Origin of the sequence: Actinokineospora baliensis (assembly GCF_016907695.1) — a bacterium.
Lineage (GTDB): Bacteria > Actinomycetota > Actinomycetes > Mycobacteriales > Pseudonocardiaceae > Actinokineospora > Actinokineospora baliensis.
In genome coordinates, this window is record NZ_JAFBCK010000001.1 from 1,078,060 (window position 1) to 1,094,386 (window position 16,327).

Sequence of the window (16,327 nt, forward strand, 5' to 3'; positions counted from 1 at the left end):
TATTGGTCGACTTCGTGGGGAATTCCTCGCGCGGTGGCGGTAAGCGCCTCTGCGGTTACCGGACGTGAGCACCGGCTCTAGGATGACCGGACCCACCCCGCGCCCGGGAGGCGACGATGGACCAGCCGGAGATCACCCTTGAGATGCGGGCCAGCGCCCGGTCCAACCCCAACAGCTGGCTTTATGTGATCGACCCCGAGTTCGGCAGGCACGAGGAGGTGCCGCCGTGGGGGGTGGTCGGCGCCTACCCGGTGGACGACCGGGGCGAGATCGGCGAGCGGTTCCGCGCCAACCGCGACTACCGCCCGTCACCCACGGCGCTGCGGATGCCGGTTCCGTCGAACCGGTTGGAGAAGGTGCTGCAGCTGATCCACGCCAGATACCGCCCCCAGGCGGATTTGCTGCCGGAGCTGCGCGACGCGACATTGTTGATCTTCGCTAGGTCGTCGCGGGACCGCGCGGTGACCGGGTTCCCCAACCACGACGGAACGGTGATGGTGCCCGCGTGCACCTCTCCCGCGCACGTGCCGCCCGCGTGGCCGGGGTGGCGGGCGGTGCGCGGGCACGAGGTGGCCGCGCTGCTGCACGGCCACCCGCTGGTGGTCAACCCGCAGGGCCCGATCACCGCTGTCGTGCCCGCCGCGCACCTGGGCGCTACTCGGTCCGCTCCCGCGCGAGCGCGGCGAGAAAGGCACGCGATTCACCAGGGCTGAGCGCCCGGTCGGCGAGCGAGGCCAGCACCGCCCGGTAGGCCTCGACCTCCTCCCCCTCCACGAACTGGCACGACGTCTCGCTCTCCACGCAGACGACCGGCTTGAAGTCGGCGAACTCCAACAACCGGAACGACCCGGCCGCCACCGCGCCCACCCCGCGCTCGCCGGGCACCACGCGGATGGTGACGTTGGGCCGGTCGCAGGTGCGCACCAGGTCGCGCGCCTGGTCGGCCAGCACCTCCGGACCGCACACCGGCAACCGCAGCGCGCTCTCGTGGATGAGGAACACGCACTCCGGCGCCCCGTCCCGCTTCACGAACTGCCGCCGGGTCAGCTTCGCCACCACCCGCGCGTCCCGCTCCCCCGGCGACGCGGTCACGTCGACGGCCACCAGCGCCCGCGCGTAGTCGTCGGTCTGCAGCGGCGCCGGGACGACGAGCACGTCGAGGCCGCGGATGGTGACGGCCTGGGCCTCGTGGTCGATGAGCGCGTGCAGGTGGCGCGGCAGCCGGTCGCTGTTGACCCTGCTCCAGGTGGGGGCGCGCAGTTCGTCGCAGGTGGCCATCATCCGGTCCCGCTCGTCGCCGGTGACCCCGCAGACCTGCAGGAAAGCGGCGAGGTCGGAGCTGGAGACACCGCGGGTGCCCAGGAACATCCGCGACAGCTTGCTCTTGGACCAGCCCAGCCGCTGGCAGGTCCGCACCCCGTTGAGGTTCGCCCGCACCATGGCCAGCCGCATGCTCTCGCCGAGTTCCCTGGCCCGGATTGTGGGCTCTGGTTTGTTCACGGCACATGATGTGCACATGCCACCAGGGCAACGGAAGATTCTCCACCCGAACCGGGCGGCGTTGAGCCGGTGGCAATCGCGCACGGTAGGTGGATAGTTGCCGCTGACCTCGGCGATGTCGGTACCACGACTTATAGTCGGGCGGTGACCGATCCCCTGCGCCGCACGGATTCCTGGACCCGCTCAGACCCGATCGCGGTGTCCGACCCCGGCCTGACCCAGGACGCGGGCTGGCAGATCGGCGTGTCCCGCACCCTGCCGCACCCGCTGGCGAAGGTGTGGGACCTGATCAGCGGCACAACCGGCATCTCGATGTGGCTCGGCGCGGGCGCCACCCTGTCCCCCACCCGAGGCACCCGCTACCAAACCCGCGACGGCGCGGTAGGCGACGTCCGCGGCTACCGAGAACGCGACCGGATCCGGATCACCTGCAAACCCCCCGGCTGGGACCACTTCACCACCATCCAGGTCACCGTCTCGGCCAAAGCCCCCGACAAGACCCTCCTCCGCTTCCACCAAGAATGGCTCGCCGACGCGGGCGAACGCCTCCGCCAACGCGACCACTGGACCACCGTGATGGACCGGGTCGCCGGAGCCCTGGACTCCACGCCGTAACAAGATCTTCCACCGCTATGGTCGCGGACGTGGTGGACCAGAAGAGCGGGCTGTACGCGGGGTTCGAGGGATACCGGAGCCCAACCCAGCAACAACTGCGCCAAGTGCTGACGACCGGCATCGTCGTGCCAGACACCAACCTGCTGCTCAACCTCTACCGCTACACCGCGACCGCGCGGGACGCGCTGCTGAAGACGTTGGAGAAGCTGCCGACGTTGTGGGTGCCGCACCAGGTCTTGGCAGAGTTCTGGCGCAACCGGGAGACCGTGCTACGCGACCCGGGCGACGCCACCAAAATCACAAAAAGTCTGGAGAAGCACCAGGAGGACCTCCGCGAAGAACTGCGAGCGTGGTCGAACCGGGTGAACCTCACGCCGGAGGAACGAGACGCCCTCATCGCAGTGCTGGACAAGGGGTTCACCAGCGCAGTCGCCACGGTCTCGGAGTTGGCTTCCTCATCCATGCACAAGTTCCACCACGACACGAATCAAGACAGCGTGCTGGCAGCAATGGAACCGATCCTCGACGGACGGGTTGGCCCACGGCTGGCGAAGAAGGCACATGACGCGGCCGTGGCAGAAGGTCGGCGCCGTACACAGGCGTCGGAACCGCCCGGGTACAAAGACAAGAAGAAGGATGACGCCAAGGCGGTTGGCGACTACCTCGTCTGGGAGCAGACTCTGGTGGAGGCCACGGACCGCGGCGTCGACGTTCTGTTCGTCACCGGTGACACGAAGGAAGACTGGTGGCGCGAGGAGGGTGGCCAACGACGCGGTCCCCGTGTTGAGTTGGTTGACGAGATGCAGGCGAGGTGCGGGACGAACCTCTACATGATCCGGCCCGCCCAACTGCTCGAACTAGCCAAGGCCGAACTCGACATTGACGTCAGCTTCGCGTCTATGCAAGAGATCGAGCGGGTAAACCGCTACCTCAGCGCACTCGGAGCCAGCAAGGACCCGCAGGAGACACACCGAAACATAGAGAAGATAGTCGGCATATTTGCCGCCAACCCAGAACTGACCGACAGATTCGTCAGGCGCATGCGAGCAGGTCGCGCAAGTGACAGACCTAGTTAGCCCGTAGCCGACTTCAGGCGAGTGGTGCGCAGGTGGGGGTGGTGGCGGTGATGCCGAGTTCCGCGTTCCCGTTGGCGCCCTTGGCGAGGGACACCGTGAGGTTGGTGTCGTCCATGGTGGCGGTGAAGTAGTCGGGTTGGGTGGGGCGGGGGTCCACCTTCCAGGACTTCAGGGTGGCTATGGCTTCCCGTTTGATGCGGACCACGTCGGCGTCGGCACCGAGGTCGGTCCTGCTCGAGACGGACCACTGGGCGCCTCTACCGTCCGCCGTGTCGCATGTGGACAGAGAAGCGTTGTCGATCGAGTCGTTGGTGGGGAACAAGGGTTCCGCAACCCCTGCGGCGGTGGCGATCTTGTTGGCGGCGCGGGAGGCTCGGCCGAAGCTGATGCCCAGGGCGGACCGCTGGGGGGCGGTGAGGTCGGGGCGCAGGGGCATGGCCAGCTCTTGGTGGCGGCCGCCGATCGAGCACTTCGCCTTTTCTGCTCGGATCTTGCCGTCGCGCAGGCCCAGGCGGATGTTGGACGGGCCGATGAGGATGACCGACCAGTTGTCGACCGGGAGTTGGGGTTGCCAGCCCGCAGCGATGCCATGCTGGCGCAGGTCTTCCGGCGTGACCGAGGTCGGGGCGTCGGCCCACATGGCGACGCTGTTGTCGGGGTTGCCGTCGAAGACGCTGCCGCAGGTCAAAGCTTCGAACTTGGGGTCGGGGGCGATCTCGCGCAGGAACTCGGTCACGGCGCCCTGGAACTCCTGGGGCACCGGGACCGGTTCGGCCGTGGAACACCCGGCCAGCAACACGAGTACCGCGAGCGCGGCCAACCTCACGGCTGTCGCTCCACTTTGTACTGATGGGTCTCCACCGACGTGCCGCCGAAGAACACCCCCGCGCTGTCGCGGAAGCGGACCACCGACGGGTCGGTGCTGGTGTCCAGTTGCCTGGCCGCGTCGGTGTAGTTGCCGTTGATGGCGTGGTTGCCGCCGATGGTGCCGGTCTGGTGGTCGAACTTCACCGTCGTCCGGTTGTCGCTGGCCGGGTTCTCCGCCGCGTCGAGGTGCGGGACGATGTCGCCGTTGTTCTCCAGGGACAGCATCTGCACCCGCTCGTCCACGGTGATCCCGCCGACGGGCGAGCCCGCGGTCACCACGTGCGTGACGTTGTACCCGTCGGCCAGCAACGGGTCCACCGACCGAGCGGCCACGATCCCGCCCTGGCTGTGGCCGACCAGCATCAGCGGCGCGTCCTTGGGCACACCGGCCGCGCGCAGCGCCTCCTGGATGCCCTCCTGCAGCACGGTCGGGTTGCCCGCGATGGCGTCGACGTTGGTGCCGAAGTCGTTGGCGCTGCCGCCGTCGCCGCCGGGCAGGTTCCACACCTTGGTGCCCGGGACGTCCACGATGTAGGCGACGGTGCCGTCGGGCTGCACGACCCGGCGGATGTCGATGTTGGCGTCGGTGCCGTTGCGGTGGTCGAGGCCGTTGAACAGCTCGCCCAGGTTCGACGGCGGGTCGACGGCGATCGGGTCGCGGTCGATGCCGAGGTCGGTCAGCTTGGGGTCGCCGTCGGGGTAGGCGGCGGCGACGAGGTCGGTGAGGGTGGCCAGGTCGGTCGGCAGGCCGAGCGCGGACAGGGCACCCGGGGTCATGCCGAGCACGTCGTCGATCATGCCGGGGTGTTCGACGAGCCAGCGCTGCCAGTCGCCGTCGTAGTTGAGCAGGATGTCGGCGGCGATGAACGCGCCAGCACCGGCGGCGAGGCCCGGCGAGGTGGCCACGGCGGCACCGGCGAGCCAGCGGCCCGCCTCCAGCGCTTTGGCGTTGAGGTCGTCGACCATGTGGTACGCCTGGTTGGTGGCCTGGAAGGTGATCCCGCGCAGGCCGATTCCCGCCGACGTCGCGGTCAGCCCGCTCGGGCCGTCCAGCGCGCCGAGCATCGCGAACTCGAACCGCGCCGCGCCAGCCGGGTTGAGCACGGCGGAGGCCAGCAGGTCCGGGTCGGCCAGGTACTTGTGGCTGGTCACCGCGATGGCGAGGGTCTCGCCCGCGATGTCGTCGGTGAGGTCGCCCATCGCGGCGAGGTCCTCGTAGAACGCCTCGGTGCCGCCCGCGCCGCCGCCGACGGTCAGGTTGGTCACGGGGTTGCTCATGCCAGCGCCTCCGCCAGGTAGGGGGCCACCCAGACCCCGAGGTCTTCGCGGTCGACCGGCACCAGCTCGACCAGCTTGCGGGCCGCCCCGTGCGCGGCGGGCCGGATGCCGACCCAGCCGGTGTCGCTGTGCAGCCAGTGCACCTGCGCGCTGTGCACCGAACCGTCGACGAGCGCGGTGACCAGGCAGCGCAGCACCCCGTCGGTGCGGCGCACGACCTGCAGCGCGAACTCAGCTTCGTCCTTGGGCAGCTTCAACTCGGCCAGCACGTACCCCGGAGCGTCCGGGTCTGCCTCGCGCAGCAGGTCCGCGACGCCGAGCTCGTGCAGGGCGGCCAGCGGCACGACACCGGTCAACGGCTCGGCGTCGTCACCGCCGTCCAGCGCGGCGCCGATCCCCGCTTCCTCACCCGGCACGGCGCGCACCAGCTCACGCCCCAGGTCAGTCGCGGTGAACAGCGAGATCTCCACGCCCGCGTCCGGCAACAGGAACAGCGAAGCGCCCAGCTCACCGGCGATCGCGTGCAGGCTGCGCGACCCCCGCGCACCCACGGTCGCCGTGGTCTCCAGGAACAGCTTGGGCGAGGCGATGACCCGCACGTTGGCCGCGACCGACGGGTGGATCTCGCCGTCGCGCAGGACGCCCTTCTCGGCGAGGTCGCCGACGGCGGCGATGTCGGGGGCGGGCTTCCAGTCCGGCGGCATGTCCGCGCCGAGCTGGGCCACGAGGTAGGCGTACTCGGCCGCGGTCAGCGTCAGCCGGTGCGCTGCGGGGGTGCTCACGCGACCCCCCTGGCCCGCATGAAGTCACCGACGTCGAGCCACTGCTTGTCACCGGCGGGCGGCAGGCTGTGCGGCTGGTACCGCCACCCCTCCCACGGCGGCCGGGGCGGGCTCGGCGGCGACCCGCTGATCCCCAGCCCGGAGGCGATGGCGTTGCCGATGTCCTTCATGACCTGGTTGAACCGGTCAACGGCCTGGTTGAACCGGTCGATGGCGCCGTTGAACCAGTTGACCACGGCCTCGCCGATCCGCTTGATCGCCGCGATCAGCTCGCGCACCTGCTGGGCGTGCCCGCGCAGCACCGCGGCCGCCTCGTCGAGCTTGGTGGCGACCGCGTCGAGCGCCTTGCGGTCACCGGCGACGGCCTCGCGGCAGCGGTCGGCAGCGATGGACTTCCAGCGCATGGCCGCGGCTTGGCGGTCCATCGTCGCCCCGTGCGTGCGGACCTCGTCGGCGCGCTGCTCGATGCGCGCGGCGAGCCGGTCGAGCTCGTCGGGATCGCCGTAGAACGCCATGTCCACCCCCGGTGTCGGCCAACCTCTCGGGGGGTTCAGACGTCGCGCTGGTCGGCCCGGTTCCCGCGCCGCGCGGACTTGGTCAACTGTTCACCGGACCCACTCCAGGAACCGCGCGCCGTCGAAGGTCGTCCGGCCGAGGAACTCGGTGCGCTCGATGCGCAGCGGACCCTCGAACCGCATCCCGCTGAACCAGGCCCGCTGGTGGAAGACCATGTCGTGGGCGTGCAGGATGCCGTGGCTGACGGCCAGGGTGAACCAGGCGTCGCCGTGGACCTGCGAGCCCCACATCGCGTTCGACCGGTGCAGCCGGGCGCCGCGCATGGTGAGGCTGCCGATCGCCCGGTTGGAGAGGTCGAAGTACTCCAGGTCGGCGTCGGTCAGGTCCAGGTCGTAGTGCGGACCGGGGTGGTCGGCCTGCGGGAGCAGGGCGGCGATGAGCCGCTGCGCGGTCTTGCGGACCTGCTGCTCGGACTGGTCGGTCCGGTCGAAGGGGATGCGCAGGTAGGAGCAGAAGACGTCGAGGACGGTCTGGGTGTAGACGGGCCTGGCGCGGGCGAGGCCGTGCAGCACGTGCATGGCGCCGATGCGGACCTGGTCGGCGCTGTTGCCCAGCAGTTCGACCGCACGGGCGAACCGCTCGTCGGCGACCCGTTCCCGGTCGAACTCGGTGCGGTCGCTCTCCAGGTCGTGCCGCTGCCGCTCGATCTCCTGCCTGCGTTCGTCGACCCGGCGCCTGCGGTCGTTGAGCCAGAGCGCGTAGAGCGCCACGACGGCGCCACCGGCGAGGCCGCCAGTCTTGAGCGCCTCGCCGCGGTTGGCGTTGGGTTCGGTGAGCAGCCAGCCCGCCACCACGCCGAGCAGCCCGACCGAGACCAGGATGACCGCCACCAGCCACCACCGCTCGCGCGGCGCGCCCCGCCCGATCACCGAACCCAGGCCGATGGCCGCACCAGCGGCGAACACGACGAGTCCGGTGATCAGGAAGGCCAGTCCCACGATCGTGGAACCTACCCGGTGGCCAGCACCCGCAGGCGGTCAACGGCGCCGTTGAAGTGGTTCTGGTCGATCGGCGTGGAGCTGTGCTGCCAGAACGTCCAGTACGGCCAGTTGTACGGCAGGGTGCCGACGGTGCTGGAGTAGCGGGCCACCCACAGCGGGTTCGTCGAGGCGAACGAGGCGTTGCCGACGCACTGCGCCCACCAGCTGGTGGACGTGTAGATGACCGCGTCGCGGCCGGTGCGGGAGCGGTAGGTGGTGGTGAACTCGCGGATCCAGCTGGCCATGGCGGCCTGGGTCTTGCCGTAGCAGGTGGCGCCGTACGGGTTGTACTCCAGGTCGACCACGCCGGGCAGGGTCTTGCCGTCGCGGGACCAGCCGCCGCCGTTGGTGGCGAAGTACGTGGCCTGGGCGACGCCGGTCGAGCGGTCGGGCAGGGCGAAGTGGTACGCGCCGCGGACCATGCCGACGCTGTAGGAGCCGTTGTACTGCTGGGCGAAGTAGGGGTTCTTGTACCCCGTGCCCTCGGTGGCCTTGACGTAGGCGAAGCGCTTGCCCTGGGCCCACCAGTACTTCCAGTCGACGTTGCCCTGGTAGCTGGCCACGTCGATGCCCGCCACGGTGGGCAGCCCGGCGGGCGGCGGCGCGGCTGCTCGCGAGACCGGCTCGTGCAGGCGGATCTGCGAGCCGAGCGGGTGGTCGGTCACGGGTGGTGCCGCCGTGGCCGGTGTGGCGGTGACCGCGATCGCCGCGGTGCCGAGCAGGGTCGCGAGGAAGGATCTCGCGCCGAGGACAATGGACATCTTGATCGCCCTTTCCCAGTGGCCGGACAATGACCAAGCGGGGCGGTCGGGTACGCGCGGTAGCCGCCCGTGCGTCGATTGTGATCGGATAACCATCCACTTGTCACGCTTAGGCGTGAGGGATTCACCAAGGTAGGGGTGATCTGGGGTGACGCCGCTCGCGGTGGTGAATAACCCCCGCCCGGTCCACACGGTACGGACGCTTTGGGTAGCCGGCCGAACGCGCTATGTCAACTCAGGACTTCTGCCGCACCAACCACGCATCCGGGCTGGCTACCTGGCGTTGAACAGGTGAGACTTTGCGTTGACTAGCGTGAGCACAGCCGGGGGCGGGGAAGGGAGAGCGGTGGGCGGAGCCGACGCGTTCGCGCGCATGTGGGCTGCCGTGCTCACCGAGACGGGCTACGTCGCCATGGACCGCCGCAGCCTGGTCGACCAGGTGCGCGAGTACACCGAGGTGCTGCTGGCGGGCCTGCGGGCGGACCGGTTCAGCCCGGAACCGGTGGAGCGCCTGGGCGCCGGGCTGGTGGCGATGCGGCTGGCCGGACCGGAGACCCTCCGAGCGTCACTGCAGCTCATCGGATCCGACCTGTTGCGTGTCACCGGTTCGGGCGACCTGAAGGCAGAGTTGTTGCCCGCTGTGCAGGGCGCGTTCGCCGCGGGGTTCGCCACCGCGATGCAGGAGAAGATCTTCCGCGACCAGGAGACCATCCGCCGCGCGGCGCTCGACGCCAGGCGCGGCGCGGAGGCGGCGCTGCTGGCCAGCGAGACCCGGTTCCGGGCGATGTTCAACCAGGCCGCCGTCGGCATCGTGATCGGCGACGCGCAGGGCACCCTGCTGGAGATCAACACCGCGCTGGCCGAGATGCTCGGCTACCGGGTCGACCAGCTGCGCGGGATGAACGTCGACGACCTGCGCTACCCGGACGAGCCAGCGGCGCTGCGGCGACCGTTCGACGAGGTCAGCTCCGGGGCGCGCGACCACTACCGGATGGAGCGCATGCTGCGCCGCAGCGACGGGACTCCGCTGTGGACCGACGTGACGGTGTCGCTGGTGCGCGACGAGCTCGGCCAGCCGCAGTACCTGGTCGGCATGCTCGAGGACATCACCGACCGGCACCTGCTCGAGGAGCGGCTGCGCCACCAGGCCAACCACGACCCGCTCACCGGCCTGGGCAACCGGGCCCTGTTCACCGAGCGGCTCAACGCCGCGTTCACCAGGGGCGGCGACACCCGGGTCGGCGTCTGCTACCTCGACCTCGACGGCTTCAAGGTCATCAACGACAGCCTCGGCCACGACATCGGCGACGACCTGCTGGTCGCGGTGGCCGCCAGGCTGGACGCCATGATCACCGGCCCCGGCCGGATGGTGGCCCGCATGGGCGGCGACGAGTTCGTGGTGCTGGTGGAGAACAGCTCCGGCCGCGCCGAGCTGATCGACCTCGCCGACCAGGTCCTGACCGCACTGGCCGAACCGGTCCCGATCGGCGGCCACCGCCTCGCCGTGTCCGCCAGCATCGGCCTCGTCGAGCGGGCCGTGCACGGCGCCACCCCCGCGGAAACCATGCGCGACGCCGACGTCACCCTGTACTGGGCGAAGGCAGACGGCAAGAACCGCTGGGCCAGCTACGACCCCGACCGCAACGCCCGCGAGGTCGCCAGGTTCACGCTCTCGGCGCGGATGCCCGCCGCCGTGGAGAGCGAAGAGTTCTATGTGGACTACCAGCCCATCGTCCGGCTCAGCGACGGCCAGCTGATCGGCGTGGAGGCACTGGTCCGCTGGGCCCACCCCGAGTTCGGCCGCCTCGGCCCCGACCAGTTCATCGGCCTGGCCGAGGAAACCGGCCTGATCGTCCCGCTCGGCCGCTGGGTCCTGCGCGAGGCCACCCGCCAAGCCCGCCGCTGGCACGACACCTACGGCGACCGGGCCCCCATGGTCAGCGTGAACCTGGCCGCCCGCCAGACCGAGGAACCCACCCTGGTCGCCGACGTGGCCACGATCATCAAGGCCGCCAACCTACCCCCGTCGACGATCCAGTTGGAGCTGACCGAAAGCGCGATCATGAACACCACCGGCGGCCCGCTGCGCACCCTGCGCGACCTGGCCGACCTGGGCATCAGGATCGCCATCGACGACTTCGGCACCGGCTACTCGAACCTGGCCTACCTGCGGCACCTACCGGTGCACGCGATCAAACTCGCGGGCTCCTTCATGGAAGGCCTCCGCGACTCCCCCACAGCCGACCCCGCCGACGCCCAGATCGTCACCACCCTGGTCGCCCTCTCCCACGCCCTAGGCCACGTAGTCATCGCCGAAGGCGTCGAAGACCCAGAACAAGCCGACCGCCTCCGAGAGTTCGGCTGCGACAACGCCCAAGGCTGGCTCTTCGCCAAACCCGGCCGCCCCGAAGAGATCGAACGCTGGCTGGAAAGGCGCGCCTGACAGAAAGGCGGCCCCGGTGGTGACACCGGGACCGCCCTTCGAGCATCAGCCGAACAGAGCGGGCAGGGTGCCTTCCCAGGCTTCGCGCAGCTCGGTGAGCGGCAGGTCGCCGACGCCCTGGATTTCGAGGGACTGGGACTCCGGGTCGACGACACCGGTGCGGCGCCAGGGGAGGCCTCGGGCGGTGCACATCTCGGTGAAACGCAGTTCCTCCGAGCGGGGCACGGCGACCAGGACCCGGCCTGCGGACTCGCTGAACAGCTGGACGAACGGGTCCTGGTCGGGGTCGAGGAAGACGCGGGCGCCGACCTCGCCGATCAGGCAGGCTTCGACCAGGGTCTGGGCCAGGCCGCCGTCGGACAGGTCGTGGGCGGCGGAGATCATGCCGTCGCGGGAGCCTGCCACGAGGACCTCGCCGAGCAGGCGCTCGCGGGCCAGGTCGACCTTGGGCGGGAGGCCGCCGAGGTGGTCGTGGACCTCGTGCGCCCACTCGGATCCGCCGAACTCGTCGCGGGTTTCACCCAGCAGCAGCAGGGTTTCGCCCGCTTCGGCGCCGATGCCGGTGGGGATGCGGCGGCGGACGTCGTCGATCACGCCGAGGACGCCGACGACCGGGGTCGGGTGGATGGCGGTGGTCCCGGTCTGGTTGTAGAAGCTGACGTTGCCGCCGGTGACCGGGATGCCCAGTTCCTTGCAGCCCTCGGCCAGACCGCGCACGGCCTGCTCGAACTGCCACATGACCGCCGGGTCCTCGGGGGAGCCGAAGTTGAGGCAGTTGGTGACCGCCAGCGGCGTCGCGCCGGAGACGGCCACGTTGCGGTACGCCTCGGCCAGCGCGAGCTGGGTGCCGGTGTAGGGGTCCAGCTTGACGAAGCGGCCGTTGCAGTCGGTGGCCAGCGCCACGCCGCGGCCGGTCTCCTCGTCGACGCGGATCATGCCGGAGTCCGACGGCTGCGCCAGAACCGTGCCGCCGCGCACGTACCGGTCGTACTGCTCGGTGACCCAGCGGCGCGACGCCAGGTTGGGGCTGGCGGCCATGCGCAGCACCTCGGCCCGCAGTTCGTCCGGAGTGGACGGACGGGCGAGCTGCTCGGGACCGTTGGCCTGCAACGCGTCCTGGTAGTCCGGGCGCTGGATCGGGCGCTCGTACATCGGGCCCTCGTGGGCCACGGTGCGCGGCGGGACGTCCACAACGGTCTCACCGTGCCAGGTGATGACCAGCCGGTCGCCCTCGGTGACCTCGCCGATCTCGGTGGCGATGACGTCCCACTTGGCGCACACCCGCATGAAAGCGTCCACATCGGACGGCTTGACCACCGCGCACATCCGCTCCTGCGACTCGCTGGAGAGGATCTCGGCGGGGGTCATCCCGGTGGCGCGCAACGGAACCCGGTCCAGCTCGACGCGCATGCCGCCGTCGCCCGCGCTGGCCAGCTCACTGGTCGCGCAGGACAGGCCCGCACCGCCGAGGTCCTGGATGCCGACGACGATGCCCTCGGCGAACAGCTCCAGGCAGCACTCGATGAGCACCTTCTCGGTGAACGGGTCGCCGACCTGGACCGCGGGCAGCTTCTTGCGACCGGTGCCACCTTCATCACCGGAGAAGGTCTCGCTGGCCAGCACGGACACGCCGCCGATGCCGTCGAGGCCGGTGCGCGCGCCGAACAGGATGACCTTGTTGCCGGTGCCCGACGCGTGCGCCAGGTGCAGGTCCTCGGTGCGCATCGCGCCGACGCACAGGGCGTTGACCAGCGGGTTGCCCTGGTAGGACGAGTCGAAGACGACCTCGCCGCCGATGTTGGGCAGGCCGAGGCAGTTGCCGTAGCCGCCGACGCCCGCGACGACACCGGGCAGCACGCGCTTGGTGTCGGGGTGGTCGGGGGCGCCGAAGCGCAGCGGGTCCATCACCGCGAGCGGCCGGGCACCCATGGCCATGATGTCGCGGACGATGCCGCCGACACCGGTCGCCGCGCCCTGGTAGGGCTCCACATAGGACGGGTGGTTGTGCGACTCCAGCTTGAAGGTGACCGCCCAGCCGTCACCGATGTCGACCACACCGGCGTTCTCGCCGATGCCCGCCAGCATCTTCGCCTTCATCTCCGGCGTCGTGTTGGCCGACCAGTGCTTCCAGTGCACCTTGGACGACTTGTACGAGCAGTGCTCGCTCCACATCACCGAGTACATGGCCAGCTCGGCGTCGGTGGGGCGGCGGCCGAGGATCTCGCGGATGCGGGCGTACTCGTCGTCCTTGAGGCCCAGTTCGCGGAACGGCTGCTCCTGCTCGGGCGTCGCAGCGGCGTTGTCAACGGTGTCGATCACGCGGCCACCACCGAGTCGAGGACGGACAGGAACATGCCGAGGCCGTCGTCGGACGGGCCGGTGAGCGCGTCGATGGCGTGCTCGGGGTGCGGCATCAGGCCGACGATGCGGCCGGTCGGGTCGCTGATGCCCGCGATGTCGTCGGTGGACCCGTTGGGGTTGAGCCCGGCGTAGCGGAACACCACCCTGCCCTCGCCCTCCAGTTCGTCCACAACGGACTTCGGCGCGGCGAAGCGGCCGTCCATGTTCTTGATCGGGATGATGATCTCGGCGCCCGCCTCGTAGCGGCTGGACCAGACCGTGCTGTTGTTCTCCACCTTGAGCCACTGGTCGCGGCAGACGAAGTGCAGACCCGCGTTGCGCAGCAGCGCGCCGGGCAGCAACCCGGCCTCGCACAGCACCTGGAAGCCGTTGCAGATGCCCAGCACCGGCATGCCCCCGCGCGCGGCGGCGATGATCTCGCCCATCACCGGGGCGAACCGGGCGATGGCACCAGCGCGCAGGTAGTCGCCGTAGGAGAACCCGCCGGGCAGGATGACCGCGTCGACCCCCTTGAGGTCGGCGTCACCGTGCCAGAGGGCGACCGCCTCGGCACCGGATGCCGTGATCGCCCGGATCGTGTCGCTGTCGTCGAGGGTGCCGGGGAAGGTGACCGCGCCGATCCTCACGCCTGCACCCGCCGCACCACGAAGTCCTCGACCACCGGGTTGGACAGGAACCCCTCGGCGATCTTGGCCAGGGTCGCGTCGTCGACGGAGTCGTCGACCTCCAACTCGAAGTGCTTGCCCTGGCGGACATCAGACACCCCGTCGAACCCGAGGCGGGGCAGCGCGCGGGCCACCGCCTGCCCCTGCGGGTCCAGGATCTCCGGCTTCGGCATGACATCGACGACAACTCGGGCCACGGCGGGCTACTCCTCGAGTTCGACCGGCCAATACCCCGGAAGCCTACCTGACCTGGGGGTTCACCCCGCCGCCCCGGGTGACCTGCGATCCCACCCGCCAACCACACGATCGTGTGACACGAGCGAGCTGGGCTTGCGAGCGGCGACAGGCAGGCCAATTTTGACCCGTCCCAGCCGCAGCCGGGGGAGTGAGCCCAGCCCACGTCCGGACGGTCGGCGGCTGGGCTTCGCGCTGTCCGGAGAGATGATCATCCGCAGACCAGCTGCCCACAACGCCCCGCCCACCGCCGTTCCTCGGGTACACGATCGCGTGAACCAGCGGGAACAACCTTGGCGCACCACGCGCCTGCGGTTACTCTTGGCGTCGTAGCTCCGGCCCGTAGTCGGAGAAGTGAGCCCGGTTCCCGTCCGGACGGTCGGCAGCCGGGCTTCGCGCTGTCTAGGGCACGTCCCTCAGGTCGATGACCTTGCCCACCAACGGCGTGACCCGGCGCTGCCAATCACCGCCTGCCCCGTAACACCAGGCCACGGCGTCGGCGACCCACAGCAGCGGCTCCCAGCAGCTGTCCTGGTGCTCGTACACGAGGTCGTGGTGCCGGTGCGCCCCGAGGGTCCGCTGGAACAACTGGATGTCGGCGTCGTCGCGGACTTCACGGCTGTCGAGCACGAGCCTGCCCACGCCGAAGTCGACCAGGTCCTCCACCAGTTGGACGAGACACCGCCTGCGCGCCACTTCCTCGCCGCGCACACACGAGGCCACATAGATCTGCACGGCGGCGCCCGAGCCGACGAGCCGCGACACGATCTCCTTCCGCCGTGTCTTGTCCTCCTTCTTGAAGTGCAGCTCGCGCTGCCCGGGTTTGCGCATTCCTTTGAGCAGTTTGCGTAGTGGGCTCAGGTCGCGGGGGCCCACCAGGGCCGCCGCGATGAAGTAGTTGTCGCCGCGACGAGACTCGTCGGCGAAGGCGTGCAAGGTCACCTTGGTCGAATCGGCGAACACCGGCCGGGACTGGATCACTAGAACGGGTGTTCGCCTTGTGCGGAATCGTCGCAGGCCAGGGCAATTGTCCGGCAGAGTGGGGACATGCGGATTCTGGTGCTGGGCGGTACGCGGTTCCTCGGGTACACGGTCGCCGGTGAGGCGGTGCGGCGGGGGCACGAGGTGGTGTGCGCCGCTCGGGGGGCGGCGGGGGAGGTGCCGGTTGGGGCTCGGTTGGTGAAGGTCGACCGCGACCGGGAGGACGGGTTGGCGGGGCTGGTGGGGGAGCGGTTCGACGCGGTGGTGGACGTGGCGACGATCTCCTACGAGTGGGTTCGGCGGGCTTTGGACGCGTTCGGTGAGCAGGTGGGGCACTGGACGTTCGTGTCGTCGATCAGTGCGTACGCCGATCCGGGGCGGCCGCCGGGTGGGGTGGGGGATCCGTTGTTGCCGCCGAAGGCGGTGCACGGGACTCGGGAGGCGATGCGGGAGGACCCCGACCTGTACGGGTCGGTCAAGGTCGCCAGCGAGCAGGCGGTGACGGCCGCGGTCGGGCCGAAGGCCCTGGTCGTGCGGGCCGGGTTGATCACCGGGCCCGGTGACGAGTTCGACCGGTTCGGCTACTGGCCGCAGCGGCTGGTGCGCGGCGGCCGGGTGCTGGTCCCCGATGTCGACCACCAGGTCCAGTACGTCGACGTGCGCGATCTGGCCGCGTGGATCGTCGACGCCGCCGAGCAGGGGACCACGGGGATCTTCGACGGCGTCGGGCCGTCGCTGCCGCTGCTGGACCTGCTGGCCTCGATCGCCGACACCCTGGGCGCCGACGTCGAGTTCGTGAAGGTCGCTCCGCAGGAGCTCCTCGACCGCGGTGTCCAGCCGTGGGCCGGGCCGCGGTCTCTGCCGCTGTGGCTGCCCGAGAGCCACAGCTACATGGCGGCGCGGGACGCCACGCCCGCGTTGGATGCGGGACTGACGCCGCGTTCGCTGGCCGACGCCGTGGCGGGGGCCCTCGACCACGAGCGCACCCTCGGCATCGACCGCGAGCGCAAGGCGGGCTTGACCCCGGACGAGGAAGCGGAGTTGCTCGCTCACCCGTAGGCGGGGTCTATAGGTACCGAACAGGTGCTGGCGCTCAAGCTGGTCTGACCTATAGGCCGATGACGATGCCGGGTTTGTCTGGTCATCGGTCCGAGGGAGAGCCATGCTCCGCGGAAAGCCTGTGCGCGTCTTGGTCGTGGTGCTCCTCG

Annotated in this window: 16 protein-coding genes; 5 read left to right on the top strand and 11 right to left on the bottom strand. The window is 70.1% G+C overall.

Translation table 11 applies throughout. The features are described from left to right. Window positions 1-116 precede the first annotated feature (116 nt). Complete coding sequence (locus JOD54_RS04870) at window positions 117-713, top strand: type VII secretion system-associated protein (RefSeq protein WP_204449381.1); 597 nt, start codon at window positions 117-119, stop codon at window positions 711-713. Here JOD54_RS04870 and JOD54_RS04875 read toward each other — a convergent pair. Continuing rightward, window positions 655-1,500 (bottom strand): helix-turn-helix domain-containing protein, encoded by an 846-nt coding sequence (locus JOD54_RS04875; protein WP_204449382.1) that lies wholly within the window; start codon window positions 1,498-1,500, stop codon window positions 655-657. The two genes, JOD54_RS04870 and JOD54_RS04875, sit on opposite strands and share 59 nt — an antisense overlap. A 144-nt stretch (window positions 1,501-1,644) precedes the next feature. Between JOD54_RS04875 and JOD54_RS04880 the strand changes: the two genes are divergently transcribed. Together JOD54_RS04880 and JOD54_RS04885 are read left to right on the top strand one after the other, a co-directional pair. Then, window positions 1,645-2,115: an SRPBCC family protein gene (locus JOD54_RS04880; RefSeq protein WP_307859840.1), complete on the top strand. Its 471-nt coding sequence runs from the start codon at window positions 1,645-1,647 to the stop codon at window positions 2,113-2,115. 29 nt (window positions 2,116-2,144) lie between these two features. Then, a complete protein-coding gene (locus tag JOD54_RS04885; protein ID WP_204449383.1) occupies window positions 2,145-3,191 on the top strand; it encodes a PIN-like domain-containing protein in 1,047 nt (348 codons plus the stop codon). Window positions 3,192-3,204: 13 nt separating this feature from the next. On the opposite strand, the gene JOD54_RS04890 is transcribed toward JOD54_RS04885, so the two are convergent. From JOD54_RS04890 to JOD54_RS04915, 6 genes are all read right to left on the bottom strand, one after another. Further along, window positions 3,205-4,017, bottom strand: a complete 813-nt coding sequence (locus JOD54_RS04890; RefSeq protein ID WP_204449384.1) for a hypothetical protein — start codon at window positions 4,015-4,017, stop codon at window positions 3,205-3,207. Then, window positions 4,014-5,336 (bottom strand): alpha/beta hydrolase family protein, encoded by a 1,323-nt coding sequence (locus JOD54_RS04895; protein ID WP_204449385.1) that lies wholly within the window; start codon window positions 5,334-5,336, stop codon window positions 4,014-4,016. Before JOD54_RS04895 ends, JOD54_RS04890 begins: the two co-directional genes overlap by 4 nt. Beyond that, entirely contained in the window at window positions 5,333-6,118 is a 786-nt protein-coding gene (locus JOD54_RS04900; RefSeq protein ID WP_204449386.1) for an ESX secretion-associated protein EspG, read from the bottom strand. Before JOD54_RS04900 ends, JOD54_RS04895 begins: the two co-directional genes overlap by 4 nt. After that, window positions 6,115-6,633, bottom strand: a complete 519-nt coding sequence (locus tag JOD54_RS04905; protein ID WP_204449387.1) for a WXG100 family type VII secretion target — start codon at window positions 6,631-6,633, stop codon at window positions 6,115-6,117. Before JOD54_RS04905 ends, JOD54_RS04900 begins: the two co-directional genes overlap by 4 nt. A gap of 90 nt (window positions 6,634-6,723) precedes the next feature. Further along, window positions 6,724-7,632, bottom strand: a complete 909-nt coding sequence (locus tag JOD54_RS04910; protein WP_204449388.1) for a pentapeptide repeat-containing protein — start codon at window positions 7,630-7,632, stop codon at window positions 6,724-6,726. 11 nt (window positions 7,633-7,643) lie between these two features. Then, window positions 7,644-8,435, bottom strand: coding sequence for a lysozyme (locus JOD54_RS04915; RefSeq protein ID WP_204449389.1), 792 nt, complete (start codon window positions 8,433-8,435; stop codon window positions 7,644-7,646). Between the two features lie 346 nt (window positions 8,436-8,781). Here JOD54_RS04915 and JOD54_RS04920 point away from each other — a divergent pair, with 346 nt between their 5' ends. After that, complete coding sequence (locus JOD54_RS04920; protein WP_307859841.1) at window positions 8,782-10,878, top strand: putative bifunctional diguanylate cyclase/phosphodiesterase; 2,097 nt, start codon at window positions 8,782-8,784, stop codon at window positions 10,876-10,878. Window positions 10,879-10,923: 45 nt separating this feature from the next. Here JOD54_RS04920 and purL read toward each other — a convergent pair whose 3' ends face one another. The 4 genes from purL to JOD54_RS04940 form a co-directional block, all read right to left on the bottom strand. Further along, entirely contained in the window at window positions 10,924-13,197 is a 2,274-nt protein-coding gene (purL, locus tag JOD54_RS04925; protein ID WP_204449390.1) for a phosphoribosylformylglycinamidine synthase subunit PurL, read from the bottom strand. After that, the gene (gene purQ / locus JOD54_RS04930; protein ID WP_204449391.1) at window positions 13,194-13,865 is read right to left on the bottom strand and encodes a phosphoribosylformylglycinamidine synthase subunit PurQ; all 672 of its coding nucleotides are present in this window, start codon (window positions 13,863-13,865) and stop codon (window positions 13,194-13,196) included. Before purQ ends, purL begins: the two co-directional genes overlap by 4 nt. Continuing rightward, entirely contained in the window at window positions 13,862-14,101 is a 240-nt protein-coding gene (gene purS, locus JOD54_RS04935) for a phosphoribosylformylglycinamidine synthase subunit PurS (RefSeq protein ID WP_204449392.1), read from the bottom strand. Before purS ends, purQ begins: the two co-directional genes overlap by 4 nt. Before the next feature lie 439 nt (window positions 14,102-14,540). Continuing rightward, window positions 14,541-15,119, bottom strand: coding sequence for a hypothetical protein (locus JOD54_RS04940; RefSeq protein ID WP_307859842.1), 579 nt, complete (start codon window positions 15,117-15,119; stop codon window positions 14,541-14,543). A 66-nt stretch (window positions 15,120-15,185) separates the two neighbouring features. Here JOD54_RS04940 and JOD54_RS04945 point away from each other — a divergent pair, with 66 nt between their 5' ends. Beyond that, window positions 15,186-16,178, top strand: a complete 993-nt coding sequence (locus tag JOD54_RS04945) for an NAD-dependent epimerase/dehydratase family protein (RefSeq protein ID WP_204449393.1) — start codon at window positions 15,186-15,188, stop codon at window positions 16,176-16,178. Window positions 16,179-16,327: the final 149 nt, after the last annotated feature.

What these genes read in the sequence shown, in the direction of transcription:
- JOD54_RS04870 (WP_204449381.1), top strand. Translation starts at nt 117, where the DNA reads ATGGACCAGCCGGAGATCACCCTTGAGATGCGGGCCAGCGCCCGGTCC.
- JOD54_RS04895 (WP_204449385.1), bottom strand. Translation starts at nt 5,336, where the DNA reads ATGAGCAACCCCGTGACCAACCTGACCGTCGGCGGCGGCGCGGGCGGC.
- JOD54_RS04905 (WP_204449387.1), bottom strand. Translation starts at nt 6,633, where the DNA reads ATGGCGTTCTACGGCGATCCCGACGAGCTCGACCGGCTCGCCGCGCGC.
- JOD54_RS04915 (WP_204449389.1), bottom strand. Translation starts at nt 8,435, where the DNA reads ATGTCCATTGTCCTCGGCGCGAGATCCTTCCTCGCGACCCTGCTCGGC.
- JOD54_RS04945 (WP_204449393.1), top strand. Translation starts at nt 15,186, where the DNA reads ATGCGGATTCTGGTGCTGGGCGGTACGCGGTTCCTCGGGTACACGGTC.